Source organism: Alkalilimnicola ehrlichii MLHE-1 (assembly GCF_000014785.1).
Classification (GTDB): Bacteria; Pseudomonadota; Gammaproteobacteria; order Nitrococcales; family Halorhodospiraceae; genus Alkalilimnicola; species Alkalilimnicola ehrlichii.
Window position 1 is genome coordinate 2,315,105 of sequence record NC_008340.1, and the last position, 12,221, is coordinate 2,327,325.

Below are 12,221 nucleotides of genomic sequence, written 5' to 3' on the forward strand. Positions count from 1 at the left end.
TTCCACCTCGGCATCCCGCAGGATGCATTGATCGGGGGCGTTGCGGGCACAGGGGCCACGAGGATCGTCACTCATGGCCCCATGATAGCCCATTACCCCCTCCTTCGGCCTCAGTGATAACCCTCGCCAGGGCGCACCTTGCCGCGGAAGACCCAGTAGGTCCAGGCGGTATACCCCATGACCACGGGCAGCAAGAGGAGCATGCCCACCAGCAGGAAGAGCTGGGCATCCGGGCTGGACGAGGCATCCCAGAAGGTGTGGTGCGGCGGCACCGCGTAGGGCCACATGCTGATCAGCAGACCCACGTAGAAGGTGGCAAACAGGGCCATGGCGGCAACGAAGGGCGTCCCCTCCTGGCGCTGCTGCAAGGCCCGCCACAACCAGTAGCTGACCAGCAGCGTCACCACCGGGAAGAGCCACAACCAGTTCAGGTTATCCAGCCACCGGCTCATGACCTCGGCATGGGCCAACGGGGTCCACAGGCTGACGATGACGAAGAAGGCCAACACGGCCAGGAGCGTACGGCTGGCGACCCGGCGTGCCCAGTCCTGCAGCTCCCCCTCGGTCTTCATGATCAGCCAGGTGGCGCCCAACAGCGCGTAGCCGGCCACCACGCCGAGACCGGTCATCACGACGAACGGCGTCAGCCAGTCCAGCGGACCGCCCACATAGGTGAAGCCTTCGGTCTCGAAACCCTGGATGTAGGCCCCGACCACGGCGCCCTGGGCGAAGGAGGCCACCCCGGAACCCAGGGTGAAGGCCCAGTTCCAGAAGGGCCGGGAACGGTTCGCCTTGGCCCGGAACTCGAACGCCACCCCGCGGAAGATCAAGCCCGCCAGAAGCAGGAAGACACCGATGTAGAGCGCCGGCAGAAAGACCGAGTAGACCAGCGGGAAGGCGCCCAGCAGGCCGGCACCACCCAGCACCAGCCAGGTCTCGTTGCCGTCCCACACCGGGGCCACCGAGTCCATCATCAGGTCACGCTCCTCCTCGCCGGGGGCGAAGGGATAGAGAATCCCCACGCCCAGGTCGAAGCCGTCGAGCAGGACGTACATGAACACGCCCAGCCCGATAATGGCAATCCAGACCAGAGTCAGATCAATCAATTCCATGGTGTTGTTACCTCCCGCTGGGCTGCGGCATCTCATCATCAAAAGTGGTACCGGCGGCGGACATCGGCCGCTTGGGGTGACCCCCTTCGCTGGGTGTCTCCACCTCAATCGCTTCCGGACCCTTGCGCACCACTCGGGTGACGTAATAGACGCCCGCACTGAAGACCACGGCGTAGACCGCCACGTAGCCGATGAGCGAGAACAGGGCCATCCCCCCGGTAAGCGAGGGCGAGACCGCCTCCTCATACCGCATGATGCCGTGCACCACCCAGGGCATGCGCCCGACCTCGGTGACAAACCAGCCGGACAGCACCGCCAGGAAGGGCGCGGGGATCATCCAGGAAAAGCCGCGCAGCAGCTTCTCAGACTCCCACAGGGTGCCACGCCACTGCTTCCAGGCGCCCACCAGCGCCATCACGATCATCAGCAGGCCGATGCCCACCATGATGCGGAAGGCCCAGAAGACGATGGGCATATTGGGCCGGTCCTCCGGTGCCCAATCCTTCAGGCCGTGCACCTCGCCATCCAGGGAGTGGGTCAGGATCAGGCTGGCACCGTAGGGGATGCCGATCTCCATGAAGTTGCGCTCCTGCTCCATGCTCGGGATGGCGAAAAGCAGCAACGGCGCACCCGACTGGGTCTCCCAGGTGCCCTCCATGGCGGCCACCTTCTCCGGCTGATGCTCGAAGGTGTTCAGGCCATGGATGTCACCTACCACCAGCTGAGCCGGCGCAACGATGGCGAGCAGCACCAGGGTCATGCCCAGCGCCTTGCGCGACTCCACCACCGCGCGGTCGCGGAGCAGATACCAGGCACTCACCCCCGCGACCACGAAACCGGCAGTCAGGAAGGAGGCCAATGCCATGTGGAAGAAACGCGGCCAGAAGGAAGGATTGAAGATCGCCTCCATCCAGGACGTTATCTGGAACACCCCGCCCTGAAGCTCAACGCCCGCCGGGGTTTGCATCCAGCTATTGGCCGAGAGGATCCAGAAGGATGAGATAAACGTCCCGATGGCCACCATGCAGGCCGCGAAAAGGTGTGTGCCCCGGGGCACTTTATTACGCCCGAAAAGCAGGATGCCCAGGAACACCGCCTCGAGGAAGAAGGCCGTGATCACCTCGTAGCTGAGGATAGGCCCAAGGAAATTGGCCGAGGCGTATGAGAACGCGCTCCAGTTCGTGCCGAACTGGAACGACATGACGATACCCGAAACCACGCCCATACCGAAGACCACGGCAAAGACCTGGGTCCAGAACTTGGCCAAGCGCTCGTACACGGGGTTGCCGGTGCGGTACAGCAGCCCCTCCAGGGCAGCGATGTACGATGCCAACCCGATGGTGAACACCGGGAATATGGCGTGGAAGGACACCACGAACCCGAACTGTAGTCGGGACAGGAAAACCGGATCCAGCTCCATTATCGACCTCCGTTGCAAAACTGCGATGCTGCAGCGAGCTGTTCGTCTGCAGCTTCAGCAAGTGCCATGCCACCGTGCAGCCGCCTGAAAGCGATGCCTGATTCCGTTTCGGGATCATGGCCTTACAAAGGACCGCCCGGCCACCGGGTGGCCGTTTGACCCGATCGACCTGTGGGATATGACAGCCATGTGTGTCATATGGCTGTCATATCTGACATGATCACTAAACTCCCGAACCATGGATAACAAACGGCCTGCCTACTGCCAGCACTGACTATCATAGTCTGCCCCGGCCTCCGCACGCCCCCCTCCTGCGACAATCGGACGCAGTGCGACTGCCACTAACGACAGAGACTCAGCGTATCGCTCTGTTATCCAACCGGAGCGTCAACCGGAGAAGGTCCGGTGCAGCATGAGAAGCGCGGTGATCAGGAGGAACAGGGCGAAGGCCCTTCTGAGCTGCACGGTATTGAGATGCATGGCCAGTCTCACGCCGTAAGGGGCACAGAGCACGGTGGTCGGGGCGATCAACAGGAACCCCAGCAGACTGACATAACCCACGCTGAACGGCGGCCGCTCCGGCACCCCCATCCCGGCCCAGAGAAAGCCGATCACCCCCGGGATGGAGATGATGCAACCAATGGCCGCGGCCGTCCCCACCGATCGGTGCATGGGGAAGCGCAGCGCCTGGAAGATGGGCACGCTCAGGGTACCCCCGCCGATGCCCATCATGGTGGAGACCGTGCCCACAAAGCCGCCAATGGCGCCCCGGACCCAGGGTCCGGGGGCCCGCTCCGCCAGGTGCGGCGGCGGTGCGGCCCGGGCCATGTTGAGGGCCACCAGCAGCCCCACGAAGCCGAACACCCCAGTGAGGACCGCACCGGACACCCGGGCGCTCAGCAGGATGCCGAGCACCACGCCGAGCAACAGCGTCGGCCACAGTTCCCTGAGCAAGGCCACGTCCACTGTGCCGTTGCGGTGGTGGCTGATGGCCGAGCGCAGGGAGGTGGGGACCACCACCGCCAAAGAGGTCCCCACCGCCAGGTGCATCTGCACCGCCGGGTCGACCTCCAACAGGGTGAACACGTAGAAGAGCACCGGCACGATAACGATGCCGCCCCCGACCCCCAAGAGACCGGCCATGATACCGGCCACCACCCCAGTGCCCAGCAACCCCGCCGCAAGCAATGCCAACTCCGGTGCGGTCATAGCCCCGCCACGCCTCCATCGCTACGCGGATCGGATGCCGCCCGGACATGGCCCGCCCGGTCACGCACCAGGAGGCCGGCGTGGCCCATCGCACTGTTGCGGGGCGGCACCACCTCCACGTCGTGGCCACGGCCCCGCAGCGCTTCCACCAACTCCGGCGGGAAATCCGCTTCCAGCTTCAGCGTGTCCGTCCCGGCCCCCCAGGTCCTGCCCAACAGCCAGCGCGGCGAGGCCACCGCCTGCTCCGGTGATTGGCCGTAGAGGGCCACCCGGGTGAACACCGCCGCCTGGGTCTGCGGTTGGCCCTCCCCCCCCATGGTGCCGTATACCAGGGTACGGCCGTCATCCAGAACCGCCAGGGCCGGGTTCAGGGTATGGAAGGGACGGCGGCCCGGCTTGAGGTCATTCAGGGCATCGGGCGCGAGCGAGAAGCTGCAGCCCCGGTTCTGCCAGATCACGCCGGTGTCGGGGACGACCACCCCGCTGCCGAACTCATGAAACAGGCTCTGGATGAAGCTGACACAGCGACCCTCGGCGTCGATGGCCCCCAGCCATACGGTGTCCCCCGGGGAGGCCGGCTGCGGCCAGGCCAGGGCGCGGCTCCAGTCCACCCGATCCGCCAAGGCGTCCAGCGCCTCCGGCTTCAGCCACTGCGCTGGATCCTCCGGCAGATAGGCGGGATCGGTGACAACGCGGTCCCGCACCAGGAAGGCCTGCTTGACTGCCTCCACCATGGCGTGCAACCACTCTGCGCTCTCCGCCGCTACCGGGTGGCGCCGCTGCAGCCGGTCAAAGACTCCGAGGATCATCAACGAGGCCAACCCCTGAGTGGGTGGCGGCATGTTCCACAGGGTGCCCAGGCTGTGCCTCATGTTCAGCGGTGCCACCCGGCGGGCGGCATAGCCCGCCAGGTCCGGGGCCCGTATCGGACTGCCCGCCTCGGCGAGGCCCTCACCCAGCGCCTGTGCCAGCTCGCCGGAATAGAAGTCCGCCAGGCCGACCGCCGCCAGGCGTTCCAGGGTGCTGGCCAGCTCCGGCTGGCGGAACGTCTCGCCCGGGACGGGAAAGGCCCCGCCGGGCAAGTACTGGGCATCAAACCCCGGCTGCGGCCCCAGCTCCGGATGCTTGTCCCGGGTGGCCTCGGCCTGGCTATGGGTCATCGGGTACCCCTCTCGCGCATGCGCCACGGCGGGCGCCAGGAGCCGGTGCAGGGGCAGGCGCCCCGACCACTGCGAACGACTAAGCGCCAGCGCCACCTGCCAGCCGGCCACCGTGCCGGCGACGGTGTTGGCGGCCGCCCCTCCGCGGCTAGGGATGACCGTCAGCCCCCGGTCGCGGTACCAGGCGGGTGTCGCACCGACCGCCGCCGGGCCACAGGCCTCGATACCCAGGGGCGCCCTGCCCGGCTCGCGCAACAACCAGAAGCTGTCGCCCCCCAGGCCGTTCATGTGCGGATAGACCACCGCAATCGCTGCGGCAGCGGCCACCATGGCCTCGATGGCATTCCCCCCTTCCCGCAGCACGCCGGCGCCCGCCTCGGCCGCCAGATGATGGGGTGCACTCACCGCCGCCCTCAGCGGCGTGTCATTGGCAAGCATCGCCGTCGCCTCCAATCGATGGCCCGGCTCACCCGCACATGCAACGGTTATCAACAAGCCGGTCCGGGGTCGTGGTCAAGCACTCACGGTAGCGCATTTTTACGCAGGAGAGCGCGGCTTGCCCCCCAGGCCGCGACCGCACCTCTGGAATCGACTATGATCGAATGACCATCGGCCGAAGGAGCCCGAAGTGATTGGGGACCGCCGCGTCATCGCCTTCCACGATGCCCGAATGCTGGAGCACCGGCCGGACGTGCAGGATGCGTATCAGCCGGGCCGCCTGGCCACCCGGGTCAAGCGCATGCTGGACGGGCTCACCATCCAGTGGAACTACCCGGAGCATCCAGGGCGCCTTACCGCCATCATGGACCTGCTGGTCCGCGAGCCGGTCCCCGGGGTGACCTTCCGCACTGGCCGGGCCGCCACCCCGGCAGAACTGGGCCGGGTGCATACCCTCTCCTATCTGGAGACCATCTACGCCCTGCGCGGCAAGCACGCCTGGCTGGATGTGGACACCACTGCGGTCTGCCCGGGCAGTGTGGACGCCGCCGAGGTGGCGGCCGGCACCGCCATTGCCGCGGTGGAGGCGGTGGTACAGGGTGACGCTGAGGCCGCCTTCGCCCTGGTGCGCCCCCCGGGGCACCACGCCGAGGCGGTGCGCGCCCGCGGTTTTTGCCTGTTCAACAATGTCGCCGTGGCGGCCGCCCACGCCCAAGCGGCACTGGGCTGCCAGCGGGTGCTGATCGTGGACTGGGACGTCCACCACGGCAACGGCACCCAGGACATCTTCCGCGCCGACCCGGATGTGCTCTTTTTCGACACCCACCGGGCCTCGCCCTTCTACCCGGGCTCGGGCCGACTGGAGGAGGTCGGTCACGGCCTGGGGGAAGGCACCACGGTCAACGTCCCGTTACCGCCCGGGGCCGGTGATGCCGCGCTCCTGCGGGCCTTCCACGAAATCCTCGTCCCCGCCGCTGACTGGTTCCAGCCCGACCTGGTGCTGGTCTCGGCCGGCTTCGACCCCCACCGGCTGGACCAGGCCCTGAATATGAGTTACGAGGGCTTCGCCGCCTTGACCGCAGTGCTGCAGGAGATCGCCACAAGGCACGCCCAGGGGCGGCTGGCCTTCGTGCTGGAAGGGGGCTACAACCTGGAGGCGCTGTCCCGGGGGGTACGGACCGTGCTGGAGGTGCTGGCCGGCGCCGAACTCGAACCCCTGCAGGCGGCCGGAATGGAAGAGCTGGAACAGGCCATCGCCTTCCACCGGGATGCCTTCCAGGCGCCCTGAAGGCCGGGCGGGGCTACCCCGTAGGCGGATTCCACCACGCGCACCCCGGGGGCTATAGCCCCTCGCGCACCACGGCCCGGCGCAATGCGCGCTGGCGGCGCAGGATACTGCGAAAGGCGGCGCGCAACGCCGCGTACTCCCCCCGGCTCAGTGCCGCCACCGGGACCTGGTTGTGCAGCGGGCGGCCGGCGTCGATGGCCTCGGCGTGCAGGCGGGCGCGGATACCGGCGACAACCTGGTAGCCCTGTATCAGCGCGCCGGCCTCACCGCGGTCCAGCGTGCCCGCCCCGGCGGCCTGCTGCAGGCGCTCCAGGGTATGGTGGGCGGGCAGGCCCGCGCGCACGGCATAGACCCGGGCCAACTGCACCAACGGCAGCAGCCCGCCCTGTTTCAGATCCACCCGGCCCGCATTCGCACCCCACCAGGGGGTCCAGACCCGCCCCAGGCCATGCCACGGTGGGCGCGGCCGCGTCGCCCCATCGCTCAGCCGGGCGAGGAACCGGCGGTTGCTCGCCGCCCGCTCCAAGGCCTCCCGGCGTACGGGCTCAAACAGGGCCGGATCGCCGGCCACCACCCGCAGATCCAGGTAATGGGTGGCCAGCATCACCGCCTTGCGTCCCGGGGCCTCAATGACTGTGAGCAGCGCCCGCCGCCAACTGCCGACGCTGCGCCGCCAATCACCATTCGCCGGACTGACGCCGCCCGGGCAATGCGGCAAGCCACAGGCCGCCAGCCCTTCCGTCACCCGCCCCGCCAGGCGCCGGTACCAGTCGTCGGCCCCCGGCGGGAGATCATCCCCATAGACCAGGGCATTATCCTGATCCGTGTGCACGGTCTGCTCACCCCGCCCCTGGGAGCCGCACGCGAGCCAGGCCCACGGCCCCGGCGCCGGCGTCCCCATTTCCGCCTCCGCGAGGACAATCAACCGCCGGGTCAGGGCGTCCACCCAACCGCTGACGATCCGGGCCTGGGTCACCGCGTCCCTGCCGGAGCGCTGCAGCGCGGCCTGACCCTCGGGGAAGCGGCCCGCAACGGCCTGGATGGCCGCCAGGTCCGATGCCTGCTCCAGAGCCCGCCCCAAACCCGTGCCCTCCGCACCGGTCCCTGCCGTTGCCCCGCTACCGGCACCTGATTCACTGGCGCCCGGAGCCCCTTGGTCCTGCGTCTCATCCACAACACCCACCTCCCTGAACACGGCACTGCCCGGCAGCGCCCCTGGGCTGCAGCTTACTCACCTTTCAGGGGCTTCCGCTATGGCCCCACGGCGCTGCGTACCACCCCGAATCGGCACAGGACGGCGCCCAGCCCCCCCGGTGGTCCGCCCGCCGCTCATAAAAAAAGCCCGCCGGATGGCGGGCTTAAGCGTTCAGTCGGGTGGTTGCCGCACCCGGGGGGTGCGGCAACCCAATCGCAGAAGTTAGCGATCAGTCGGCGCGCGGCACACGCACGCTCTCCACCAGCTTCTGGATCTCGGCCGGCGGCGGCGCGGTCATCTTCGCCACGGCGAAGGAGACAATGCCGTTCGCCACGGCGCCGATCACACCGAATGCGGCCGGGTTGATACCGAACAGCCAGTACTCGGCGGTGTCCGGCAGCAGGGCCAGCTGCGGGAAGAACAGGAAGCCCTTGTAGGTGAAGACGTAACCCAGGGTCACGATCAGACCCGCCAGCATGCCGGCGATGGCCCCTTCGCGGTTCATCTTCCGGTAGAAGATGCCCATCATCAGGGTCGGGAAGAGGCTGGCCGCGGCGAGACCGAAGGCCAGCGCCACCACCTCGGCCGCGAAGCCTGGTGGGTTCAAGCCCAGATACCCCGCGAAGATAATGGCGACGGCCATGGAGATACGGGCCGCGAGCATCTCGTTCTTCTCGCTGATATCGGGTTTGAACACGCCTTTGAGCAAGTCGTGCGAAACCGCCGAGGAGATGGCCAATAGCAGACCGGCCGCGGTGGACAGCGCCGCCGCGATACCACCCGCCGCCACCAGGGCGATCACCCAGGTCGGCAGACCGGCGATCTCCGGGTTGGCCAGCACGATGATGTCACGGTCCAGGTTGGTGATCTCCGAGCCTTCCCAGCCCCACTGCTCGCGGGCCATCTGGTCGAACTCCGCATTGCCGTCGTTGTAGTACTGGATACGGCCGTCGTTGTTCTTGTCCTCCCACTGCAGCAGACCGGTCTGCTCCCAGCGGTACATCCAGTCGGGCAGGTCCTCATACCGGGTGTGGGCCTCAGCCTCACCGATGCTGTGGCGGTCCACCAGCACGGTGTCGAGCAGGTTCCACATCGCCATGGCACCCACAGCCGGGGCGGTGGTGTAGAGCAGGGCGATAAAGACCAGGGACCAGCCGGCGGACTTACGCGCGTCGCGGATACGCGGCACGGTGAAGAACCGGATGATCACGTGCGGCAGACCTGCGGTACCGATCATCAGGGAGATGGTCAGCAGGAACATGTTGAGCATGTTGAAGCCGCCCTCGGTGGCCGAGTAGGCCGCAAAGCCCAAGTCCACCAGGGTCTGGTCCAGCGCCTCCAACAGATAGGTGTCGGAGCCGGCGAGGGTGCTGCCGAGACCGATCTGCGGGATCGGCACGCCGGTGATGGCGATGGCGATGAAGACCGCCGGGACGGTGTAGGCGAAGATCATCACGCAGTACTGGGCGATCTGGGTATAGGTGATACCCTTCATACCGCCGAACACAGCGTAGATGAACACCACCACCATGCCGGAGATCAGGCCCACGGTCAGCGGCACCTCCAGGATGTTGGAGAAGGCGATACCGACGCCGCGCATCTGGCCGATAACGTAGGTGATGGAGATGGCCAGCAGGCAGATGACCGCAATCACCCGCGCCGTCTTCGAGTAGAACCGGTCGCCGATGAACTCGGGCACCGTGAACTTACCGAACTTACGCAGGTAGGGGGCCAGCAGCAGGGCCATCAACACGTAGCCACCGGTCCAGCCCATCAGGAAGGCGCCACCCGTAAAGCCCAGGAAGGCAATCAGGCCGGCCATGGAGATGAAGCTGGCGGCGGACATCCAGTCAGCGGCCGTGGCCATGCCGTTGGCGACGGGGTTGACCCCCTTGCCGGCCACGTAGAACTCGCTGGTGCTACCGGTGCGGGCCCAGATCGCGATACCGATGTAGAGCGCGAAGGTGAGACCCACCACGGTCAGGTTGAGTATCTGTTGAGATCCTTCCATTGTTCTATAGCCTCAGTCTTCGTAGACGTCGTATTCGCGATCCAGTTTGTTCATGCGCCAGGCATAGAAGAAGATGATCACGAGGAACACGTAGATCGAGCCTTGCTGCGCGAACCAGAACCCGAGCGGATAGCCGCCGATGCTGAAGTTATTCAGCCAGTCGGCGAGCAACACGCCGAGTACCAGCGAGACAAACGCCCAGACGACCAGGCAACCCCCAATGATCTTGAGGTTCTTTCGCCAGTATTCGCCTCTGTCTTTTGTCACCTGATTTTCCGAATCAGACATGGATGACACTCCTCTTTCCTAGGATTAAAGGATGATTCGGCAATTCCCTTTGCAGTGCTTACGGCCGTTACAGTTGATACTCCGAAGTGAGTTTTGATTGTAGTTTCCTCGCCTCGCGAAATGCCTCCTTGAGAATCTTTTTATCCAGTTCATTGAGTTCGTTGGGTGAAACATGATTGCTGAGCGGCTTCCCGGCCGCTGCCTGCTCCTGGTGCTGCCGGGTGCGCAGCACCTGAATATAGTGGTAGGCGATAACCCACGCCTCCACATCCCCCCGGACCAGGGCACCGGCCTCGGCCGCCTGCTCCAGGCGGTCCACCGTGTTGGTGGCCGGGAGCCGGTGGGCCAGGGAAAAGATACGCGCCGCGTCCACGAAGGGCGTGACGCCGTTGAGCTTGAGGTCGATGACGTTGCGCTGATCACCGTGGGTTCGGGTGACGAAATCGCGGATCACCCCCAGCGGGGGCCGGTTGCGCAGGGCGTTGGCCGCCATCTGCTTGCGGAACCGGCTGTTGCGTGAAGTCCGCTCCAGCAACCAGGTCCGAAGCCCCTCGGCCCCGCCGGTGGGCCCGTGGATGACCCGGAAGTCGAAAAAGATGGCGGCCTTGAGCAGGTGCTCCGGTGTCCCCTGGTCGATCCAGCGCTTGAAGCGCTGCTGCCACTCCTCCAGCGACAGGCAGCACTCCGGGTTGCCGGCCATGATGTTGCCGGGGCAGAGGGGATAGCCGCAGCGGTCCAGGGCCTGGTTGATGCGCTGGGCGACCGGCACCAGCCGCGCACGGATGGCGTCGGCATCGGGGCCGTCGTCATCGACCATGAACAGGATGCCGTTGTCCTGGTCGGTTTTCAGGGTCTGTTCCTGTCGCCCTTCGCTGCCGAAGGCGATCCAGCAAAAGTCGATATCGGAGACGTCATCATCGGCCTCGGCCAGGCAGAGCTGGATGATGCGCTCACCGATATGATCGTTGAGCAGGGTGATCATCTGCATGATCTGCGCGACCTTGACCCCCTGGTCGATCATCTGCCCGACCAGGCGGTGGATGTCCGCCTGCAGCGGCGCCAGGGCCTCGACACTGGCCGCCCGACGGATGCTGCGGGTGAGATTGACCAACCCCACCCGTTGCAGCGTGAACAGGTCGCGCTCGGAGATCACCCCCTGCAGGCGGCCCCGCTCCACCACACAGACGTGGTGGATGCCGTGCTGCGCCATGACCATGGCCGCCTCGAAGGCGAAGGCCGACCGCGGCATGGATACCGGGTCGGAGGTCATCACCTCGCGCATGGGGCGATCGAGCGGCACCTGGGGCAGGGCCACCCGGCGCAGCAGGTCGTGCAGGGTAAAGACCCCCAGTGGGCGAAGCCGGTCATCGGTGACGACAATGCTCCCCACCCGCTGGGTATCCATGGCCTGCAACGCTTCTTTTATTGTGGTCTCCTCCCGGCAGGTCACCGGTTCCCGCCGCAGCCGCTCGCCCAGCGGGATGTCCAGCGAGGTGTCGCCGTTGCCCAGCCCCTTCACCTCCTGGCTCTGATACTGGGCCAGTAGTTGGTCCAGCATGGTGGAGAGGCGCCGGGTGCAGAAGGCATGAAACTCCTCCGACACGTGCAGCAAATGGGTAAAGTCGCCTTCCTCGAGTTCGAGGCAGGTGGTCTCCTCCAGGGCGCGATGGATGGTCCGCGCCGGCTTGCCGGTCACCAGGGCGCCCACCGGGAAGCACTCACCCGCGCGCAATTCCCAGACGTTGCCCGCCTCTTGATCGTCACCCCGCGGCGACTCCCCGCCCACCCGGCCGGAACGAATGATAAACAGCCGGTCGACAGGGCCGCGGTCGGGATGGGTCAGCGCCTCGCCCCGGGCATAGACACGGATGGCCAAGCGGTCCACCAGATAGCCCAAGTGCTCATCGGTCATGTCGTCGAAGGGCGCATACTGGCGAAGAAAGACCCGCACGTCGCCCCGATCGGACGCTGCGCCCTGCTCCGCCTTGTTGTGTTGGTCGTCGCCCATCTTTATGCCACTGCGCGCTGAAAGTACGGCAGGGAGACTTGCAGAAGTCATGCCAGAAATTGCGAGCCCAGCAATCAGCGGCTTGGCGCGGG

General features: G+C 66.4%; 9 protein-coding genes. 1 reads left to right on the plus strand and 8 read right to left on the minus strand.

What is annotated here, in order from left to right; genetic code table 11:
- Positions 1-110 precede the first annotated feature (110 nt).
- The 4 genes from cydB to MLG_RS10390 all read right to left on the minus strand — a co-directional run bounded on the left by cydB (position 111) and on the right by MLG_RS10390 (position 5,339).
- Positions 111-1,112: a cytochrome d ubiquinol oxidase subunit II gene (cydB, locus tag MLG_RS10375; RefSeq protein ID WP_011629780.1), complete on the minus strand. Its 1,002-nt coding sequence runs from the start codon at positions 1,110-1,112 to the stop codon at positions 111-113.
- Between the two features lie 7 nt (positions 1,113-1,119).
- Positions 1,120-2,532, minus strand: coding sequence for a cytochrome ubiquinol oxidase subunit I (locus tag MLG_RS10380; protein ID WP_011629781.1), 1,413 nt, complete (start codon positions 2,530-2,532; stop codon positions 1,120-1,122).
- Between the two features lie 387 nt (positions 2,533-2,919).
- Positions 2,920-3,741, minus strand: a complete 822-nt coding sequence (locus MLG_RS10385; protein WP_011629782.1) for a sulfite exporter TauE/SafE family protein — start codon at positions 3,739-3,741, stop codon at positions 2,920-2,922.
- Entirely contained in the window at positions 3,738-5,339 is a 1,602-nt protein-coding gene (locus MLG_RS10390) for a gamma-glutamyltransferase family protein (protein WP_011629783.1), read from the minus strand. The genes MLG_RS10385 and MLG_RS10390 overlap by 4 nt, the downstream gene beginning before the upstream one ends.
- Positions 5,340-5,529: 190 nt before the next feature.
- On the opposite strand from MLG_RS10390, the gene MLG_RS10395 reads away from it, so the two are divergent.
- A complete protein-coding gene (locus tag MLG_RS10395; RefSeq protein WP_011629784.1) occupies positions 5,530-6,627 on the plus strand; it encodes a histone deacetylase family protein in 1,098 nt (365 codons plus the stop codon).
- A gap of 52 nt (positions 6,628-6,679) precedes the next feature.
- Here the strand turns inward: MLG_RS10395 and MLG_RS10400 are convergent, their stop codons facing one another.
- From MLG_RS10400 to MLG_RS10415, 4 genes are all read right to left on the minus strand, one after another.
- Complete coding sequence (locus MLG_RS10400; RefSeq protein ID WP_049753565.1) at positions 6,680-7,708, minus strand: DUF294 nucleotidyltransferase-like domain-containing protein; 1,029 nt, start codon at positions 7,706-7,708, stop codon at positions 6,680-6,682.
- Between the two features lie 343 nt (positions 7,709-8,051).
- Positions 8,052-9,833, minus strand: a complete 1,782-nt coding sequence (locus MLG_RS10405) for a sodium:solute symporter family protein (protein WP_011629786.1) — start codon at positions 9,831-9,833, stop codon at positions 8,052-8,054.
- A 12-nt stretch (positions 9,834-9,845) separates the two neighbouring features.
- Positions 9,846-10,121, minus strand: a complete 276-nt coding sequence (locus MLG_RS10410) for a DUF4212 domain-containing protein (RefSeq protein ID WP_011629787.1) — start codon at positions 10,119-10,121, stop codon at positions 9,846-9,848.
- 67 nt (positions 10,122-10,188) lie between these two features.
- Entirely contained in the window at positions 10,189-12,129 is a 1,941-nt protein-coding gene (locus tag MLG_RS10415; protein WP_049753566.1) for a DUF294 nucleotidyltransferase-like domain-containing protein, read from the minus strand.
- Positions 12,130-12,221 lie beyond the last annotated feature (92 nt).